This is a genomic window from Corynebacterium sp. HMSC036E10 (assembly GCF_001836265.1).
In the GTDB taxonomy this organism is placed as follows: domain Bacteria; phylum Actinomycetota; class Actinomycetes; order Mycobacteriales; family Mycobacteriaceae; genus Corynebacterium; species Corynebacterium coyleae.
Genome location: NZ_KV827951.1, coordinates 1 through 19,439, shown reverse-complemented (window position 1 = coordinate 19,439; position 19,439 = coordinate 1). Strand labels below are relative to the sequence as shown.

Sequence of the window (19,439 nt, the reverse complement as noted above, 5' to 3'; positions counted from 1 at the left end):
AACGATTCCGGACACACATTTTGTCGCTTAACCCAAACCCGCCACTGAGAACACGCAGTGGCGGGTTTCCTTATGTCCCGACCTAGTAGGTAGGTAGGCGTAGCGTGAAGGTATGTCTGTCGAGATTGGCAAGGTCAAGAAGATTTTGGGTGGCCTCGCGTCAACCCGAACCGAACGCGAAGAACTGTACAAGCACTTCCACCAACACCCCGAGCTGTCCATGCAGGAGCATGCGACCGCGGAGCGGATCGTAAAGGAACTGGAATCCTCAGGTATCCGGGTAACCCGGGTGGGGGAAACAGGGGTGGTGGCGGTCGTCGATAATGGCGAGGGCCCAGTCGTGGCCATGCGCGCAGACATTGATGCGCTGCCGGTCAAGGAAGCCTCTGGCAAGGACTATGCCTCCACGGCCACGCAGGTTGACGTTAAGACCGGCGCGGAGGTCCCCGTCGCCCACTCATGTGGTCACGATTTCCACCTGATGTCGCTGCTCACCGCGCTGCAGGCGTTCAACGCTCACAAGGACCAGTGGTCCGGCACCTTTATCGGCGTCTTCCAGCCCGCTGAGGAGACCGCTGAAGGTGCCCGTGCGATGCTCGAGGCCGGAGTGGAACAGGCAATGCCACGGCCCGACGTGTACCTCGGCCAGCACGTGCTAGCCAGCCTGCCCGGTGGACACGTGGGCACGCGACGCGGACCGGTGCTGTCGTCTGCGTTCTCGGTGAAGGTCACGGTGCACGGCAAAGGCTCCCACGGGTCGATGCCGGAATTGGGCGTGGACCCGGTCGTGCTTGCCTCCAGCATCGTGATGCGACTGCAAACCATCGTCTCGCGCGAAGTGGCGGCCAAGGAAACCGCGGTGGTGACCGTCGGTGCGATCCACGCGGGCACGAAGTCCAACATCATCACGGACTCCGCCGAACTGCTCATCAACACCCGCGCATACAGCAGCGAGGTCAGCGAGCACCTCAAGGAAGCCATTGAGCGCATCGTGCGCGCGGAATGCGTCGCCGCCCGCAGCCCGATGGAACCCGAGTTCACCTACTACGACCGCTACCCGCTTACCGACAACGACGGGGACGCTACCGACACCGTCCGCGAAGCCTTCGACGCATACTTTGGCGACGAATCCTGCGACCTCGACGCCGTACCCGCCTCCGAGGACTTCTCCACCATCCCCGACGCGCTCGGTGTCCCCTACACCTACTGGGGCCTGGGAGGCTTCGCGGACATGAGCAACGCCGTGGGCAACCACAACCCGGCGTTCGCACCTGATCTCCAGCCCACACTCGACCGTGGCACCGAAGCAGTCGTCGTTGCTGCTTCCGCCTGGTTGACCGTGCCGGTCTCGGCGGATTAGTGGAGTTTAAAAATTTATGCAGCGGCCAATGGGGGGCATGGGCCGCTGCAAAGGACCCGAAGGCCCTGGGTGGGGACTATGTCCCCCAAAGGGAGCCCGCGCCTCTCGCACTCTAAATGGGGGGGGTGGGTGAGTGCTCAGCCGGTTCTCGGGGGGTGTAACCGTGGGCGGGGCTCCGGCTCAAATATAGATCATGTGTAAATGGCTTGTCTAGTCTTAGTGCAAAATACTGCTAAACATGCAGGTAGATAGCGTGGTGTTGCGGTGGTGGGGTGCGGTTACGGCAGTTCCACGCCACACTGCTTGAGGATCGTTTTGGGCAGGCGGAAGCGAGCGGCCATGCGAACAGGTGTGCTAATTTTGTGCTGAAGATTCTCGGCACCTATTAAACTGTCGGTTAATAAAACTGCTGGTTACGAAAGAAGCAGACGGAGGCGAGAAAGTTGCCATTGGAAATCACTGTCACCAATAGTGAAGAGCTTCTTGAAAGGAAGCGAGAGTGTTTGGCATCTCTAAGGGCCACCACTCGCCTTCCCCATGCTGAATTTCAAGACCTCAAGGTGCTGGCGAATGCCGGCATGTTGAGCGAGGATGAGCGGACCGTGTACGACGAGCTGCAGACAGTTCTCTTACTGCTCGGTGAGGGTCGTTTTGGGAGTGCATGATGCGGCAGGGCGGTTTCTCGGCGACGTAAGAGACACGTTACTTGAGGCGTTGCCGCTGGCATGCAGAGCGGATTTACAGGCGAAAGCCAAGCTAAACATCGACAAGAATATCGTGGTGGGTGATTTCAAGGCTCCTCTCGTTCACGGTGCTGGACAACCTGTTGAGTTTGAGCGTGACTACACCAGCGCCCCCTGTGCGCATATCCACTACTCAGGGGTCGCAGGGTTGCTCAGTCCAGCATTGATGCAGAACTTTCAGGACAAATCAGGCAACCCGAGGAAGAAGGGCCGCCTAGATGAATTGCACTTACCTGTGGGAGGAAAGCGTTTTCGTCCGTCGCTTGAGGACTTCCTCTATTTTGTGATCAGCGAATGTGGATTCCGCGGGAGGCCAGGATGGGAACCTGCACTACAGGAACGACGCCGAGTATGGCTTTCTAAACAGGCTTCTGCGGCAACCCGAGATCATCCCGAAGCTGCTGCAGAGGCGCTCAGGGACCTCGGGTTTACCGTCACTCCCCCGAAGGGGTTCACTACGCCTAAAGCAGATGCGCAATGGTGAATTGCCCGTTAGCTACGGCAGTTCCACACCGCACTGCTTGAGGATCGTTTTGGGCAGGCGGAAGCGAGCGGTCATGCGGGGGTCGACGATCTGGCTGATCTGGGTGTCGCCAACCAGGGACAGCAACATGAGGGCGTCGGTGGCGTCGAGGCTGGATGCGTTCACGAGCCAATCGCGCATCATGCGGGTGGACTCCTTGACGGCGTCCATCAGTTCGATCTCGGAGGAGATGGCGTAGACCGCGTCGCCGGAATCCAAGAAGGGCAGCGGCAGCGGGCGGCCTTCGAGCACCGTCACGCGGATCTTTACCTCGGCTTCGATCTCAGCGCCGCAGACTGCGACTTCGCCGTCGCCCATGACGGCGTGGACGTCGCCAAGGCTCAAGTTCGCGCCGTCGACCTCCACTGGCAGGTACAGGGTGGAGCCGGCGACGATCTCCTTCGTGTCCATGTTGCCGCCGTGCTGGCGCGGCTCACCGGTGGGTACCGACTCGGATGCCGGTGCGGTGCCGATGACGCCGATCATTGGGCGGATGGGGATGGTGATGTCGTCAGAAAACTGCGCCTTGCCATCGCGGATCGGGACGATGCGGGTGCGCTCCTCCACCGTGCCGGGCAGCGCGCCGAAATCAGGGTGGGTGGTCATGGTGGCCTGCTCGCCGACCTCGATGCTGAGGATCTCCACCTTCAGTGTGTCGCCAGGGCGTGCTCCCTTGACCGCGATTGGGCCGGTGGCTGGGTTGACCTTGTCCCAGCCGACGGTGCTGAACAGCTGGGACTCGTCGGTAATCGTGTTGGAGAAGCAGTCAAGGGTTCGAACCGTAACCTCGTCGCCGCTTTCCACATGAAGGCGCGGCTCTTGGTCCGGAGACAGGGCCAATACACACGCGTTGGAATCGATGGAGTGCATCCTTTTACCTCTCTTCGAAGGAACAACCAGCGGATACCTCTGACCATAGTTGGAAACAGAAATTCGCAGGTGAAGTATGGGAAAAGGGCGAGTATGTTCAGGCTGCCAGAGGCCTTTAGGGGCCTTCAGCGACATTCAGGGGCCTGGAGCATTCAGTGTCGACGAGGCCCGCGAACGTTTGGCGCGTGAACCCCTCGACCGGTGCTGCCGAATGTTTCACGTGAAACCCGGCTGTTGTAGGGCGCTGGCGGCTGTGGCGGTGGCGATAACGAAGTCGCGACTTGCCCCCCGAGTTTCCCGGTACCAAATACGCGGAACACGGGAGCACCGGCTCTGCGAAACACTGAGACCAAAAACCTGCACTGGTACTTCGGGCATTTGGTGTCGATTCAATGGTTGCTCAGTAGATCGTGTATGTTCGGGTTTACGCACACCACGTCCTCTCCGGTTCGCCGTGACGGCGTGGTTTTCTCAATCCTTAGGGGGAATGGATGGGTTAAGGGTCAAAGGGGGCGCGGACATTTTGACCGTTAACCCTAGGCGCCTAAAAACGCTTGAGAATAGCGGAATTCCTTCCGCCTACTCGCACTCTAAATGGGGGAGGGTGAGTGCTCAACCGGTCTCGGGGGGATGGACCGTGGACGGAGGGGCCCAAAAGCGGATATAGACGATCGCCCTCAGTGCGTCTACACCTAGAGCAAAAAAGTTTTTCGGTGCAGGGGGGAGGGTGCTATGGGATGATAGCCGGCATGACCATTCAGGCCCGGGCGCTGACATATAAGCGTGAAAAGGAGCAGTCGGCCGCGATCCGTTTGTTGCACGCGGACAACGCCCCGGTGCTACTCGCGGTCGTGGCGGAGCACTTCCCGCGAGGCGCAGAGGTCCGACCTGCGGAGCAGCTCTATCAGCTCATGGCTGAGGACTTCGCGGTGTTGCGCGGTATCTTCGAGCTCCCGAAAACACCCCAGGCGTACTGCAACGACTGGGTGAAAGCCGGGTGGCTGGTGCGCAAGTCCGGCACCAGGGAAACGGGTGAGACGCTTGAACCAAGCGAGCAAACGCTCACCGCGCTGCAGGTGATGGACCGTGTCAGTGCACCGCGATCGGCGGTGACGGCGAGCCGGGTGGCGTCGATAAGCAATGCCCTGCAGGCGCTCGCGCGGGACACGGACCCGAACATCGACTCCCGCCTGAGGCACCTCGAGGCCGAACGCGCCCGCATCGAGGCAGAGATCGAGCAGGTCGAGCGCGGGGAATTCGAGCTGCCCTCCCCCGCCACCGTGCACGAACGGGTGGGCGACATTCTGGAGCAGGCGAATGCGATCCCCGGCGATTTCGCGCGCGTGCGGCACGAGCTGGAAACGCTCAATACGCAGCTGCGCCGCCAACTGCTGGATCCGGAGGGCTCGCGCGGCGACGTGCTGGACGAGATCTTCGCTGGCGTGGACTTGATCGGGGAATCCGATGCTGGCAGAAGCTTCAACGCGTTCTACTCGCTGGTGGTCGACCCGGAACGCGGCGCGTGGTTGGACACGTGGATTGGGCAGGTGCTCGAGCGCGCCGACAACACCGCGATGACACCCGAAGAGCGGGCGAAATTCCGCAGGCTGTTCCGCGACATGGAAGACGCCGGCTACGAGGTTAACCGCATGATGACGCGCCTGGCCCGCAACCTACGCAACTACGTGGCCAGCGAACAGTTCGCCGAGGACCGCCGAATGATCGAGCTTTTACGCGACACCCGCAAGCTCGCCGCCGACGCCGCGGAGCGCGAGGAGCTTGCAGCCACCCACAAGATGGACACGCCCTTGCAGCGCATCGGGATGCAGATCACCTCGGTGGCGCAGATCAAGCTGGCGGACCCGGGCGCGGAGGTCATCACCACTGCGGTGGAGGCGTTTGAACCCGGCGAGGGCGACGCGGAGGCGCTCTACCAGGCGGTACGTGAAAGCGAGATCGACTTGGAAGAGCTTATCGCGGCAGTTGGGGAGACGGTTGGGATGGCCGGAGGGGCGTCGATAGGCAAGGTGCTCGAGCGCCATCCCGCCTCCCAGGGGCTGGGGTCGGTGGTGGGCCTTGTGTACCTGGCCCTGAAGCATGGGGTGCGGCAGGACGGCAGCGAAGAGGTGCGCTTCGAGGAAGACGATGGGAGCATTCGCTTGGCGACGGTCCCGCGGTGGCATTTCGACGCCGCAGCAGTAAAGGAGATGCAATGACGGAACCGCTGTGGACGGGCGACACGGGCACCCTGTCCGAGGAAACCCGGCGCGCACTGGTGGACCTGCTCAAAGGTCCGCTCATCACCGCTGACCGGAAGAAGGAAACCTGGCACGCCATCACCACCGACACGGAGACGCTGCGCTCTCGGCTGCACGATGTGTTTTTGGAGCTGGTTGTGGACGAGGACGCCGGCATCGCGTTCACTCGCCACGTCCGCCCGGACGACGAGGACGTGAAAGTGCCGCCGGTGTTGCGCACGGAGGCGCTGACGCACTTGCAAACCGCGATCCTGCTGCAGCTGCGCCACGAGCTGGGCATGTCTACCCCAGGCGAGCGCGTCGTGGTGGGAGAAGATGAGTTGTATGGCGCCATCAGCTACGTCCGTGCGGTGGACAACCGTGACGAGTCCGGGTTTAAGAAGCGCTTCACCGCGGCGGTGAACACCATCCGCAAGTACAGCCTGCTCACCGACACGGAGACCGAGGGGCGCTGGGAGGTCTCCCCTGTGCTGCGCCACATCTTCGACGCTGACACGGTCCACGCGCTGCGCGAGGAGTATCTGCGCCTGGCACAGGAAGGGGAAGAACAGTGACAGAGCAGTTCCGTCTCGCGCGCGTGCAGCTGGTCAACTGGGGCACGTTCGACGGCTACTACGACATCCCCGTCGGCGAGCGTGGGTTTTTGATCACCGGCGCGTCCGGCTCGGGCAAGTCCACGCTTATCGACGCCTTCTCCGCCGTACTAGTCCCGCCTGGCAAGCTGCGGTTCAACGCCGCCGCCCAGCAGGAAACCGGCCGTGACAAGGGGCGCAGCCGCGTGTCCTATATCCGCGGTGCGTGGCGCCGCAGCGAGGACCCGGCCACCGGCGAGATCCGCAGCCAGTACCTGCGCTCCGGAGCGACAGCCAGCATTGTCGCGCTGACCTACCGCGCCGGGAAGGAGGCGTTCACGCTCGCCGCAATCTACCGCCTCAATGCGGGACAGCAGCAGGAAGCGCAGGTGAAAACGCTCTACGGCATTTTTCCCAGCGAGGTGGACGTGGACGGGTTCGTGCCGTTGCTGCAGAACTCCCTGGATAAGCGCAAGTTGGAGGCGAAATACAAAACTGCCGGCGTGACGTTCACGGACCAGTACTCCGTGTTTGCCAACCGCTTCCGCTCCAAGCTGGGTATCGGCAGCGAGGAAGCGCAGATGCTGCTGCACCGCACGCAGTCCGCGAAGTCCCTGTCCAGCATGGACGAGCTGTTCCGCAACTACATGCTGGACGTACCGGACACGTTCCAGGTCGCGGAGGACGCCGTGGCCACGCACGAGGACCTGCGCCAGGCGTACGAGCGGCTCGAAGACGTGCACCAGCAGATTGAGACGCTCGCTCCTCTGCCGGGGCTGAACACCAAGCTCAAGGATGCGCAGGCGACGCAGGAGAACAATGCCGCGTTGTCTGCCGCCCTGCCCAACGTGCGACGTGCGATTGAGGCGAAGCAGCTGCGTGAGCGTATCGACGTCAGCTCCGCCCAACTCGCCGCCCTCGAAGTGCAGGCGCAATCTCTCGAGGCCCGCAAGGATGCGCAACAGGCGGCTGTGCAGCGCGCCGCTGTCCAGAGAGAGCAGGTCGCCGGGCAGAGTTTGAGCGAGATTGAGCGCAACATCGCTCGCGAAGAGCACGAGCTTGCCACGCGTGACGCGAAACGGCGGGATCTGGCTTCCATGGTGCAGATGGACGGAGCGCTGGATACCGAGCGCTTCGCAGAGCTGAAAGCACAGGCGTCGGCGGAGCTGGCGGCTGCGCCAGAGCAAGTAGAGCACCTACGCGAAAAGTGGTTTCAGGCCCGAAGCGAACGCGAGAGGCTTGCCGGCGCGGAGGCGTCGGTGGAGACGGAGTTGGCGTCGTTAGGCAACCGCACCTCCAACCTTGACCGGCGGTACGTGGAGAAGCGCGCACAGCTGTGTGCGGATACCGGGCTGACGGTGCGTGAGCTGCCGTACGTGGGTGAGCTCATCGACGTGCTACCGGAGCAAGCCGAGTGGGAACCGGTGATCCAGCGCCTGCTCGGCGGTTTTGCCGCGACTCTTTTGGTGCCAGCGGAGCGCGAGCGCGAGGTGAGCAGCTGGGTCAATGGCCGCCACTTGGGGATGCGGCTTGAGTACCGCACCGTGCCCGAGGGCGTGGACATGCCGCGCGGACCGAAGAACCCGCTCAGCCTGTTTCATAAGGTGCGCGTGGTGGAGCACCCGATGCGCCCCTGGCTGATGCGCATGCTGGCCACCACCTTCGACTACGCCTTAGTGCGCACCGTGGACGAGCTGGAACGGCAAGACAAGCGCGCGGCTACCATCGACGGCTTGGAGCGCAACCCGGCCGATAGGACTGGCTCCGCCCGGTACGTGAAAAACGACAGGCAGCGCCTGGGCGAACGGCGCAACTACCGCCTCGGCTCCTCCAACCATGCCAAGGTGGAGGCGCTGCGCGCGGAGCTGGCGGAGGCGAAACGCGCGACAACGGCGGCGGGCAACCGCCTAACAGAGGTTGAGCGTAAGCAAAAGGCGCTGGCCAGCGACGTGGAGAAGGCTCGGGCTATCGACGCTATGGAGTGGGCCAGCGTGGACGTCATCAGCGTCGAGGAGCAGTTGGCGAGCCTGCGCGCCGAGCTTGAACGGCTGACCTCCTCGCCTGAAGCGAAGGAGTTGGAGCGGGCGTGGCGCGAGGCCGTCGATACGTTGAAGGCCACCGAGCAGGAGTTGCGCAGCGTGCACGACGAGCTCGCCGTGGCCACGCGGGCACTGCAGGACGACCAGGCGCGGCTGAAGCGGATCGAGTCGGAGCACGTGGAGGTGGACCCGGCGCTGGCGGAGCAGCTGGATGCGATGCTCGCGGCCACCACGCGCCGTCTGACCCCGGAGAACTTAAGCGACAGCGCCTTCAAGGTCACCGCGCAGCTGGACGCGCAGGCGAAGCAGGCGGCGAAGACGATCACGGAGTCCAGCAACGCCATCGTGAACATTCTGTCCAACTACAAGTCCCGGTGGTCCGCAGAGTCTGCGGAGCTGCAGGCCGCGGCCGAGTTTGCGGGCGAGGCTATTGCGAGGTTGGAGATGCTGCGCTCGGACCGCCTGCCGGAGTTCCGCGGCCGCTTCCTGGACCTGCTCAACGGCCAGTCCGTGATGCACCTGAACACGATTTACAAGGAGCTGCAGCGCGCGAAGGGCGACATTGAGACCAACCTGGGCCCCATCAACGCGTCGCTGCGCCGCTCCCCGTACACCGAGGGGCGCTACCTGCAGATTGAAGTCCGTGACAACCGAGACCGCGTCGTGCGTGACTTCCTGCAGGACCTGCGCGAAGCGACCGCCGGCAGCTTGAGCGAGGCGGACGAGAAGACCGCCATCGAGCGCTACCACCGCCTGGCCAAGATCATGGATCGCCTCGGCTCCTCCGAGCGTGCCGACCGCAGTTGGCGCAACGTCGTGCTGGACACCCGCAGGCATGTGAAGTTCGTGGGCAACGAGGTGGACGCCGAGGGCACGGTGCACAACACCCACGTGGATTCCGCGTCGTTGTCAGGCGGCCAGGCGCAGAAGCTGGTGTTCTTCTGCCTCGCCGCGGCACTGCGCTACCGCCTTGCGGGCGTGGACGCGGACGTGCCCCGCTACGCCACCGTGGTGCTGGACGAGGCCTTTGACCGCGCAGACCCTGTGTTCACCCGCACTGCGATGGACGTGTTTGAAAGCTTCGGCTTCCACATGGTGCTGGCTACGCCGATGAAGCTGATCAAGACCCTCTCCCCGTACGTCGACGGCACCATCGTGGTCCACTACACCGAGGATCCCGTCGCACGTTCCACCTTCGAGCTCATTGAAACCTATGCGCCTGCCTGACCAGTTACCTCTCAAGCTCAATATGGAGCAGTTGCTCCTCGACGAACCCGTCGAGGTGTCCATTCCTCTGAAACCCCCGACTCGTGCGCAGGTGCTTGACGACGAAACCCGCGCCCGCGAATTCGTCCGCACCTGGCAAGCATGGGAACCCGCAGGTGAGGTGGAGTGGGCTACGCGTTCCTGGGTGGGCTTGGGCAAACACGACGTGCCGGTGCGACTGATGTTGTCCGGATGGGATCGCGTAGCAGAGGTGGTCGGGCGTGCTGGGGAAGTTGCCCTGGCTCGCGAAAGGTTTGCGCGTCTGATTCAGCTGTTTCCCGACAGTTCGGAGTTCCGGGAGCGTGCTGCTCGCACCAATTCAGCGTGGATTGCGCTTTCAGCGGAAGATTTCAACCGACTTTGCCTCGCATTGCATTGGTTTCACGTGAAACCACAATCCGGCCTGCGTCCGCGTGCGGTGCCTATCGAAGGTCTGGACACGAAGTGGATCGCCACGCACCGGAGATTGCTGCAACGGCTCCTTGGGGTGAACGACCTCGGGCTCGCCGAGGGCGACCGCATGATGAGGGTACGGTTCTTGGATTTTTCGTTGGCACCGGCGCCAGGGCTTGTCGATGTGTCCGTTCCCTTTGGCTCGCTTGCGCTCCCGGATGACCTTAGGGTGCTCGTCGTCGAGAACAAGGAGACGTTCCTCGCACTGCCGCACACGCCCGAAGGCTCAAACGTGGTGCTGGTTTGGGGTGCGGGGTACACCGCCGGCGCGCTCCACGAGCTGCCGTGGGTCCGTCAAGCGCGGCAGATTGTGTACTGGGGCGATGCGGACGCGGACGGCTACGCCATCCTGAACACTGTGCGTACCCGTTTGTCTGCCGACGGGTGCTCCGTTTCGGTAGTCAGCGCAGCGATGGACATTGACACCGTGCAGAGGTTCCTCCACCTCGCAGTCGCTGACCCAGGGGATACTGCACGCGTGCTCCCCCGCCTCACCGAGGAGGAGGAACGTGCACGGCGGTTCTTGATCGCATCAGGGAACAAACGGCTCGAACAGGAGCGTGTATCCCTGGACTGGGCGCTCTCACTGCCACAGTTAGCTCCGTTGTGGGATCGGCCATCCCGAGATGGAGCCGTGTAACTCCTCTACACTGGCCGCCATGCGCTACGTGGACTACGACGAAGCAATGGCCACCCTCTCCCCCGCCGCCGCGGTCCAGGCCGTGCGCGACGCGCTGCTCAGCGGCTTCGACCCCGCGACTGACTCGCAGCGCCAAAAGGTCGCCCTCCCCCACGGCGAGATGCACCTGCTTCCGTCGGCGCTCGACGGTGCGGTCGGCGTGAAGGTGCTCGGCATCCAGCCGCCGGGCTCGACCGTGGATGTCCCGTTGATCCAGGGCTCGTACCTGCTCATGGGCGGCGAAACGCTCACGCCGGAGTGGCTTATCGACGCCGCCGCGCTCACCACCCTCCGCACCCCCGCCGTCGCCGTCGCTGGGGTGCTTTCGCTTCTCGACGACCCCGTAAACGCCGTCATCTTCGGCACCGGCGCCCAGGGCCTTGGCCACGCCGCCACGCTCGAGGACGTCCTCGACGTCTCCTGCACGTTCGTCTCCCGGACTCGCCCGGACGGTTTTGCCTATCCCTGGGCTGAGGCGGGCACGTCCGCTGCCGACGAGGCGGTGGCCGGCGCTGAACTCGTGGTCACCGCAACCTCCTCCCCTTCTCCGATCCTGAGCGCCGAGCATCTTCGCGACGGCGCCATCGTCCTCGCCGTCGGCGCCCACACCACCGACACGCGCGAGCTTGATACTGACGTCCTTGCAGGCGCGCAGGTGATCGTCGAAGACGTCGGCGCCGCCAAGGGCGAGGCCGGCGACGTTGCCATCGCGGTCGAGGAAGGCGCACTCTCGTGGGACGACGTCGTGTCCATGGCCGACGTGGTCCGTGGCGATGTTGCGCTGGACACCAGCCGACGCATCGTGTTTAAGACGGTCGGCATGCCGTGGGAGGACTTGGCGGTGGCGCGGGCGCTGGCCGCAGCGGCATCGTGATGTTCCACGTGAAACATTCGGGGGCTGAAAAAGCCTCTTAGATTCCTAGCGTCCAAGAGTTGGGAACGTTTAGGCGAGGGGTGGCCCGGGGGTAATGGGTTGTGGAAGAGGGGGACGAACACTATTCTTTATCCCATCACGACTAGCCGACCTCTCCGTACGGGGAGGCGGCTAGTTTTATTTATATGGATGATGAAGTGCTGAACGCCTACCGGCAAAGCAAGTACGCGAAGCCATATTTTTTCATTGATGATCAGCTTGCAAAGCTCCGGACCCATGGCTTGGTAATTCAAAACAGCGAAGCAGCCAGATCGATGCTGAGGGAATGTGGCTACTTTCGATTTACGGGGTACGCCTACTATTTCAAACAGGATGACGATTTCCCGCCCGGAACAACGTTCGGTCAGATCGCTAACCTTTACAAGTTTGACGAGTCGGTGAGGAAAAAATTCGTAGAGGGCCTCGAAATGATTGAGGTGTGGCTGAGGAGTCAGCTGAGCAATCGCCTCGGGTTCTACCATCCATTTGCGCACCGAATTCCCGCCTATCTTCGTAAAGATTCATCCATTTGGACAGCGGGCTCGCTATCGATCAAACAGTCGAAACATATTGGGTGGATCGCTGACTACTCCCGCGAAGAACGGCGCAGCCAAAGTGACTTTGTTCAGCACTTCCGTCGCAAATATGGTCCTCACCTTCCTGTTTGGGCAGCAACGTATGTGCACACTATGGGCGAGTCTGGAATAAGGTCTTCGATACCTCACTGGCCGAACCGAGAGATCATATCCAGGAGCTTTCCCATTTGAAAGGTCTTCCTCATAAGCCCTATAAGACTATTGCTGCTATGAGGTTCCTCTTCGCGCGAATCTACCCGGGTTCTTCCTGGTCGGAAGAAATGGTTAACCTGTTGCAGAGCTTTGTGCGGAGATCCGGCATCCCCCTAGTTGCGATGGGGTTTCCCGAGGGTTGGGATGAGGAGCTGATCTGGCGCAGAAATTATGAGCCCGACCTGCACGATTATAAGGTGAGTGACCACATTAACCAGATTGAGTGCATAACCCAGCCAAAGCTCTTGGAAACTTTTCACCCTGAACGCGACGAGCGAGGAAGAAAAGATTTGCTTAGGTATTTGGTAAAGAACAAGGGGGTATTTCTCCACGAGACTGGAGAAACGAAATACTATCCGACCTTTCAGTTCAATACGGATCTCAGCGATGTTGACCCCAATGTGGGGAATGTAAATGAGGTGCTCATCGATAAGTTCGCGGGACGGGAACCTGTCGCCCAAGCGGTTCAGCAATGGTGGGTAACCGGAGATCTCGGACCGAGCACAGAAGGCGCTCCGATAACGGAGGTGAAGAGACGCCCGGATCTTGTACTTCAAAGAGCGAAGCGCCTAACCCCCTTCGAATCCGGTTCATAGGCAATTGCGTTGTAAGGGGGGAGCAGGCCACGCGCCTTCATCGAACACCCGCACGCCCAACCTCCCCCTGTCTCGCGCGGGCCGGATACGCTGCTACGTATGTCTTCGCCCGCACAGGACACCACCGAATCCCAGCGCAACGACCAGACCTTCGCGCCCGGCTTGATGGTCAAGGTCCGCGACGAGTTATGGCTGATCACGAGCGTGACGCAGTCCGTGGATGGGTACCTGCTCAAGGTCCGCGGCCTATCGGATTACGTTCGCGACACCACGGCGAGTTTCTACACCGCGCTCGACGACGTGGAAGTGTTCGACCCCGCCAAGGTAGAGGTCGTCGCCGACCACTCCCCCGGTTACCGCACGACGCGCCTGTGGCTCGAGACCACGCTGCGTCAGACGCCGGTACCGCTCTACCAAGATCGCCTCTCGGTGGCGGAGGGCATGCTGATGGATCCACTCGACTACCAGCTCACAGCAGTACGCAAGGCGCTTAGCGACGACAACCTGCGCCCCCGTGTCCTCATCGCCGACGCCGTCGGCCTGGGCAAGACGTTGGAGATCGGCATGATCCTCTCGGAGTTGATCCGTCGTGGGCGTGGTGAGCGCATTTTGGTCGTCACCCCGAAGCACATCATGGAGCAGTTTCAGCAGGAGATGTGGTCGCGTTTTGCTATTCCGCTGGTCAGGCTCGATTCGTCTGGTATCCAGCGTGTGCAACGCATCCTTCCGGCAAGTAGGAATCCGTTCACGTATTTCCCGCGCGTGATTGTCTCGATGGACACTCTCAAGAGCGGCAAGTACCGCGCGATGTTGGAGAAGGTGCGTTGGGACGCGGTGGTGATCGACGAGATCCACAACGCTACCAACGTGGGTACCCAGAACAACGAGCTCGCCCGCACCCTGGCCCCCACCACTGAAGCGCTCCTGCTTGCCTCGGCAACACCGCACAATGGTGATCCGGAGAGTTTCAAGGAGATTCTGCGGCTGTTGGATCCGACATCGGTGATGCCGGACGGCACGATCGACGCCGAGGCCGTTTCCCGTCTCCTCATCCGCCGCCACCGCCACAGTGAGGAGGTTGCGAGTGTGGTCGGTGAGAAATGGGCGGAGCGTAAGGACCCGATCAACGTGCCAGTAGAGGCATCCGCCGAAGAAAATGCCGTGGCCGCCGAGTTGGAGCAGACCTGGATCCACCCAGAAGCCGCCAACACCAATCCGGCGAAGGACCGTTTGTTCCCGTGGACGTTGGTCAAGGCGTTCCTCTCCTCCCCTGCCGCGTTGGGTGAGACGATTGAGAACCGTCTCAAGCGCATCCCCGAGTCGGACACGAACCAGCGCCAGGCCCTCGAGCGCCTCCAAGCACTCAACGCAAAGATCACGCGTCAGAACTCCAACAAGTACGCCGCGCTGGTGAACTACCTGCAGGACATCGGCGTGGGCAAAGGCAAGAAGGCCCGCGCGGTGGTGTTCTCCGAGCGTGTGGCCACGTTGCATTGGCTCAAGGAAAACCTGACCAAGGATCTGAAGATGCCAGCGGGCGCCGTGGAGGTCATGCACGGTGGGCTGTCGGATGAGGAGCAGATGCGGCTTGTCGACGAATTCAAGCGCACCGATTCCAAACTCCGCATCCTTATCACGGGTGACGTGGCGTCGGAGGGCGTAAACCTCCACACTTTGTGCCACAACCTGGTGCACTACGACATTCCTTGGTCGCTGATCCGTATTCAGCAGCGCAACGGCCGCATCGACCGCTACGGCCAGACGGAACCGCCACAGATCGCAGCTCTCCTGTTGGATACAAAGCAGGGCGGCTACGTCGGCGAATTGCACGTGTTGAGCAAGCTGATCAATCGTGAGAACGAGGCGCATGCGTTGCTTGGCGACGTCGGCTCGCTCATCGGCAAGCATTCCATCTCCGGCGAGGAGGACGAGATCCGCCGGGTGATCCAGAACCAGGTGCAGTTCGATGACGTTGTGAAGACGCCGGACCAGATCGCCACCGAGCAGGCCCAGAGCGAGGAAGACCTGATCGACCAGTTGCTGGCGGGCTTCGGCCTCGAGCCCGACAACACCGACAACACCGACAACCCCAGCACCACCACCGCAACCGCGCCCGACTCCACCCACACCGAGAGCCTCTACCCTTCCGAGATCGCCTACCTGGAGGACGCGTTGAATGAGGCGTTCTACTCTGCCCCGGAGCGCTCCCTTACTGCCGGTGGTGTGAGTTTCCAGTTCCACAGCAACGGCGTGGCTGAACTCGAGCCGCCCGAGGATCTGCGCCGCCGTTTGGATGCGTTGCCGCAGGATTACCTGGCGGACCGCAAGGTGCGGGAGAAGTTCCAGTTGGCCACGAACACCACGGTGGGCAACGAGGTGATGCGTCGCGCGCGTACCGGCCAGGATGGTTCGACGTGGCCGAAGGCCCACTTCCTTGGTCCCTTGCACCCGGTGACGGATTGGGCGACGGATCGTGCGCTTGCGCAGTTGAGCGCCGGCGAGATCACCGCCATCGAAGGCGACGTACCAACTCCCACGGTGCTGCTCATGGGCACGCTGACCAACAAGCGCGGCCAGGTGGTCTCACGCGCGTTTGTCACGGTCATGGATGGTTTCCTCGCGCAGACGATCGAGGACCCGTACGCCTGGCTGCGCAGCATCGGCCTGACGGAGAAGGCCATCAACCCGGGCACACTCACGGTCCCCCAAGACGCGAAGGATCTCATTGAGCGTTCCGTCGAGGTGGCGAAGAACCAGTTGCAGCCGATGATGAAAGCGGCCCGCGACCACGCGCATACCCGCATTGATCACTGGTCGGATCGTGCGCACGCGTGGGAGTCGTCCAAGGAGGGCGTCCAGCAGACGTTGCGTGTTGGTCGTTCGGCGGGCTTGATTGCGCAGGAGAAGGCGCTGATTGCTTCGCTTGAGCCGGATCGGGAGTTGATCCGCCCGCTCGTCCTTGTCCTACCCGCCAACCAGCCCAACCACACCGAGGAGGCGTAACGCCATGGCCACGTTCGATTCTCTGATCAACGTCGATGAGTGGATTAGTGATCACTACTTCACCACCGATGAGACGAAGGGCGAGTCCTTCACCAAACGCGTTAAGGCGCGCACGAAGGAGTGGGCGGCGTTGGAGGATGAGACGGGCAGTCTCTCTCCGGTGAAGCGGTTCCAGCAGTTGCGTGGCGGGTTGCAGTCGGCGTTTGCCACGGATGAGGATCCGGAGGTCACAGCGGGTTTGGTGCGCGAGGCGTTCGGTTACGGCTCCCCCACCACACTGTCGTATGAGCGCGCCGGGGAGGTGCTGTCGTTCCGTGGGTGGCGCGGTAACGCCGGCACGTTGATTGTCGTCGAGGCATTGCTTAGCGACGACACCACGCACGAGGACCTCACCTCCCTGCCCATCACCGGCGGTGTTGCACAGGAGGGCAAAGAGCCGGTGGAGACGAAGGTGTCCAAGCTCATCGGTGATTTGTTCCTCGCTGCGGAACCGCCAGAGTTCGTGGTGGTTGTGGCGGGCCCGTGGGAGCTCGTTGCGGAGCGTGAGTCGTGGCCGTTGGGCCGCTACCTTGCGGTGAACCTGCAGTTGGTGGTGGAGCGCAACGACACGAAGAAGGCCGGCGAGTTGGAGCGCACCGCCGTAATCCTCGCGCGCGAGAACCTCGAGCGCGCCGCCGACGGCACGACGTGGTGGGCGGATACCCGCGAGGAGTCGCTGCAGCACGCGGTGAAGGTATCGGGCGATCTGCGTGACGCGGTGCGTGAGTCGATCGAGATCATCGGCAACGACGTACTCGCACGCCGCCGCGAGCAGCACTTGCCACTCGATGACATCGATGGCAACGAACTGGCACGTCAATCCCTGCGCTACCTGTACCGCATCCTGTTCCTGTTGTTCGCGGAGGCCTCCTCGGAGTTGGCCATCCTGCCCACCGGCGCGCCCGAGTACGTGGAGGGCTACGGCCTGGATCGCTTGCGCGATCAGATTCTCAACCCGCCGGTCACCGACAAAGCCCGCCACGGCACGCATCTTTACGACTCCCTGCAGTTGCTGTTCACCCAGGTCAACGACGGCCACGACCCAGCCGAGTCCCCCAACTACGACCCGGACGCGCAGAACCAAGGCCTGACCTTCCGCAACCTGGACGCGGACCTGTTTAAGAGCGAGGCCACCTCGCTTATCGACAAAGTGAAGCTCTCCAACGAGGCACTGACCCACGTCCTGCAGAACCTGCTGCTTTCTCGCGTATCTGCCGGCAAGGACCGCGGCTTCATCTCCTACGCCACTCTGGGCGTGACCGAACTGGGCCAGGTCTATGAGGGCCTGATGTCGTATCACGGCTTCATTGCCCAGGAGGACCTGTACGAGGTCGCACCGAAGGGCGACGCCTCCAAGGGATCCTGGGTGCTGCCCACCGGAGCCGCAAACACGGTCCCGCAGGACAGCTTTGTCATGGAGACCACCCAGATGGAAGAAGGCGGCACCGCTAAGACGCGCCGCCTGCATCCAGAAGGCTCGTTCGTGTTCCGTCAGTCCAGCCGCGACCGGGAGCGCTCGGCGTCTTTCTATACCCCGCAGGTCCTCACGGAGTTCACCGTTGGCCAGGCCATCGAGGTCCTCCAGGAAGAGGGCCGCATCAACACCGCCGAGGACGTGCTTAGCCTGACCATTTGCGAGCCCGCCATGGGCTCCGGCGCCTTCGCCGTCGAAGCCGTTCGCCAACTCGCGGAGCTCTACCTCAAGCTGCGCGAGACAGAACTGGACAAACAGGTCGAGCCGGAGCAGCGCGCCGTCGAACTTCAAAAGGTCAAAGCTCACATCGCCCTGCACCAGGTGTACGGCGTGGACCTCAACCCCACCGCGGTGGAACTTGCAGAGATTTCCCTGTGGCTCGACACCATGACCAGCCAGTTAAAGGCCCCGTGGTTCGGTCTGCACCTACGCCGCGGCAACTCGCTTGTTGGTACGTTGCGCTCTACGTACTCCACCGCGCAGATGAAAAAGCGCGAGTGGCTCAAGGCAGTGCCGCGCCGAGAGTCGGTGCAGAATCTCGCACAAGCTATCGACGCCTCCGAGCGCGACCACAACGCTGCCGGCCGCATCCACCAGTTCCTGCTGCCTTCCACCACTTGGGGTGCCGCCGCCGATGCGAAGGATCTGAAGAAGCTGGCTAAGGAAGAACAGACCGCCATGAAGGCGTGGCGCAGGTCCGTCACCGGCAAAGCACCAACCAAGGAACAGACCAAGAAACTCGCCGCCCTCGCCGGGCGTGTGGAGTCCCTGTGGGCCATCACGCTGTCCAAGATGCGCATCGCCGAGGAACAGATTCGTCGCGACATCGACATCTGGGGCCGCGAAACCCAACGCACCGCGAAGAACATCCGCCGCGAGCAGATCGAGCGCGAGCTCCTCCACAACGAAGAGGGTGCCTACCTGCGCCTTCGCCTGGTCATGGACGCATGGAACGCACTGACGTTCTGGCCACTGACCGCCACCGAGGAACTGCCGGATTTCGACGAGTGGATCGCTACCCTTACCGACATCCTGGGCAAAGACACCACCTCCCGCGACACCCGCCAAACCCAACTGGGCAAGGGATCAAACTGGGACGAACTGATCGTCATGGAACGCGCCGACATCGAGTTCTCTGGCGCACCGAAGATGGCCACCGTGCTGGAAAATCACCCGTGGCTGAAAACCGTGCAGCAAGTCGCATCCGAGCAAGGCTTCTTCCACTGGGATCTCGACTTTGCCGCCGTCTTCGCCCGCGGCGGATTCGACCTTCAGGTGGGTAACCCGCCATGGGTGCGACCGGATGTCAAGATGGATGATCTCTATGCGGAAATGGATCCATGGTTCGCGTTGGCGCACAAGCCAACCCAAGCCGTGAAGACCGCCCGCAAGGAGCAGTGGGACGCGGATGCGTACATGAGGGACATCGTCTACGGCGGCGTTGGTGACACAGTTGCTACCGCAGCAGTGCTCGGAAACATCCCGGACTATCCACACCTTAAAGACCAACGGCCGGATCTCTACCGCGGTTTCATGGAGCGGACTTGGGGAAATGCCTCGGCTTCCGGAGTTACATCCCTCATTCACCCAGAATCACACTTCACGGAAAAGAAGGCTGCTCCCCTACGACGTGGTGCGTACTTGCGCCTCCGTCACCACTGGCAATTCGTGAACGAACTAGTGCTGTTTGATGTTGATCACCACGTAACTTACGGCGTCCACACTTACTCTGCTGAACAGACTAAACCCCTGTTTAAACATGCTGCTTCGCTCTATCATCCAGCGACAGTTAATGAGTCCTTTTCCCATGATGGTTCGGGCGAGCTTCCTGGTGTCGATTCGGGGTAGTTGGTACCGCGAGTC

At 62.1% G+C, this 19,439-nt stretch carries 12 protein-coding genes; 11 read left to right on the top strand and 1 reads right to left on the bottom strand.

From position 1 onward, the window contains the following. The first annotated feature begins 112 nt into the window (after positions 1 to 112). Both HMPREF2736_RS02260 and HMPREF2736_RS02250 read left to right on the top strand, forming a co-directional pair. Entirely contained in the window at positions 113 to 1,360 is a 1,248-nt protein-coding gene (locus tag HMPREF2736_RS02260) for an amidohydrolase (protein WP_070828797.1), read from the top strand. Between the two features lie 657 nt (positions 1,361 to 2,017). Next, entirely contained in the window at positions 2,018 to 2,587 is a 570-nt protein-coding gene (locus tag HMPREF2736_RS02250; protein ID WP_070828795.1) for a hypothetical protein, read from the top strand. Between the two features lie 12 nt (positions 2,588 to 2,599). On the opposite strand, the gene HMPREF2736_RS02245 is transcribed toward HMPREF2736_RS02250, so the two are convergent. Beyond that, complete coding sequence (locus HMPREF2736_RS02245) at positions 2,600 to 3,496, bottom strand: acetamidase/formamidase family protein (RefSeq protein WP_070483270.1); 897 nt, start codon at positions 3,494 to 3,496, stop codon at positions 2,600 to 2,602. A 749-nt stretch (positions 3,497 to 4,245) separates the two neighbouring features. On the opposite strand from HMPREF2736_RS02245, the gene HMPREF2736_RS02240 reads away from it, so the two are divergent. From HMPREF2736_RS02240 to HMPREF2736_RS02200, 9 genes are all read left to right on the top strand, one after another. Then, a complete protein-coding gene (locus HMPREF2736_RS02240) occupies positions 4,246 to 5,712 on the top strand; it encodes a DUF3375 domain-containing protein (protein WP_070770949.1) in 1,467 nt (488 codons plus the stop codon). Beyond that, positions 5,709 to 6,308, top strand: coding sequence for a DUF4194 domain-containing protein (locus tag HMPREF2736_RS02235; protein WP_070568318.1), 600 nt, complete (start codon positions 5,709 to 5,711; stop codon positions 6,306 to 6,308). Before HMPREF2736_RS02240 ends, HMPREF2736_RS02235 begins: the two co-directional genes overlap by 4 nt. Continuing rightward, positions 6,305 to 9,592, top strand: coding sequence for an ATP-binding protein (locus HMPREF2736_RS02230; RefSeq protein WP_070828794.1), 3,288 nt, complete (start codon positions 6,305 to 6,307; stop codon positions 9,590 to 9,592). The genes HMPREF2736_RS02235 and HMPREF2736_RS02230 overlap by 4 nt, the downstream gene beginning before the upstream one ends. Continuing rightward, positions 9,579 to 10,724 carry a DUF3322 domain-containing protein gene (locus HMPREF2736_RS02225; RefSeq protein WP_070828793.1) on the top strand — a complete coding sequence of 382 codons (1,146 nt, stop codon included), beginning with the start codon at positions 9,579 to 9,581 and terminating at the stop codon, positions 10,722 to 10,724. Before HMPREF2736_RS02230 ends, HMPREF2736_RS02225 begins: the two co-directional genes overlap by 14 nt. Positions 10,725 to 10,743: 19 nt before the next feature. Continuing rightward, positions 10,744 to 11,637 (top strand): ornithine cyclodeaminase family protein, encoded by an 894-nt coding sequence (locus HMPREF2736_RS02220; protein WP_070828792.1) that lies wholly within the window; start codon positions 10,744 to 10,746, stop codon positions 11,635 to 11,637. Positions 11,638 to 11,822: 185 nt separating this feature from the next. After that, on the top strand, positions 11,823 to 12,443 hold the full coding sequence (locus HMPREF2736_RS02215) for an Abi family protein (RefSeq protein ID WP_070828791.1): 621 nt from the start codon (positions 11,823 to 11,825) through the stop codon (positions 12,441 to 12,443). A gap of 38 nt (positions 12,444 to 12,481) precedes the next feature. Beyond that, the gene (locus HMPREF2736_RS02210) at positions 12,482 to 13,060 is read left to right on the top strand and encodes a hypothetical protein (RefSeq protein WP_141761575.1); all 579 of its coding nucleotides are present in this window, start codon (positions 12,482 to 12,484) and stop codon (positions 13,058 to 13,060) included. A 99-nt stretch (positions 13,061 to 13,159) separates the two neighbouring features. Beyond that, on the top strand, positions 13,160 to 16,063 hold the full coding sequence (locus HMPREF2736_RS02205; protein ID WP_070828789.1) for a helicase-related protein: 2,904 nt from the start codon (positions 13,160 to 13,162) through the stop codon (positions 16,061 to 16,063). A gap of 4 nt (positions 16,064 to 16,067) precedes the next feature. After that, positions 16,068 to 19,424: an Eco57I restriction-modification methylase domain-containing protein gene (locus tag HMPREF2736_RS02200; protein WP_070828788.1), complete on the top strand. Its 3,357-nt coding sequence runs from the start codon at positions 16,068 to 16,070 to the stop codon at positions 19,422 to 19,424. The last annotated feature ends 15 nt before the right edge of the window (positions 19,425 to 19,439 follow it).

Coding starts and splice junctions, on each gene's coding strand:
- HMPREF2736_RS02260 (WP_070828797.1), top strand. CDS start 113: ATGTCTGTCGAGATTGGCAAGGTCAAGAAGATTTTGGGTGGCCTCGCG.
- HMPREF2736_RS02245 (WP_070483270.1), bottom strand. CDS start 3,496: ATGCACTCCATCGATTCCAACGCGTGTGTATTGGCCCTGTCTCCGGAC.
- HMPREF2736_RS02240 (WP_070770949.1), top strand. CDS start 4,246: ATGACCATTCAGGCCCGGGCGCTGACATATAAGCGTGAAAAGGAGCAG.
- HMPREF2736_RS02235 (WP_070568318.1), top strand. CDS start 5,709: ATGACGGAACCGCTGTGGACGGGCGACACGGGCACCCTGTCCGAGGAA.
- HMPREF2736_RS02225 (WP_070828793.1), top strand. CDS start 9,579: ATGCGCCTGCCTGACCAGTTACCTCTCAAGCTCAATATGGAGCAGTTG.
- HMPREF2736_RS02220 (WP_070828792.1), top strand. CDS start 10,744: ATGCGCTACGTGGACTACGACGAAGCAATGGCCACCCTCTCCCCCGCC.
- HMPREF2736_RS02215 (WP_070828791.1), top strand. CDS start 11,823: ATGGATGATGAAGTGCTGAACGCCTACCGGCAAAGCAAGTACGCGAAG.
- HMPREF2736_RS02210 (WP_141761575.1), top strand. CDS start 12,482: ATGAGGTTCCTCTTCGCGCGAATCTACCCGGGTTCTTCCTGGTCGGAA.
- HMPREF2736_RS02205 (WP_070828789.1), top strand. CDS start 13,160: ATGTCTTCGCCCGCACAGGACACCACCGAATCCCAGCGCAACGACCAG.
- HMPREF2736_RS02200 (WP_070828788.1), top strand. CDS start 16,068: ATGGCCACGTTCGATTCTCTGATCAACGTCGATGAGTGGATTAGTGAT.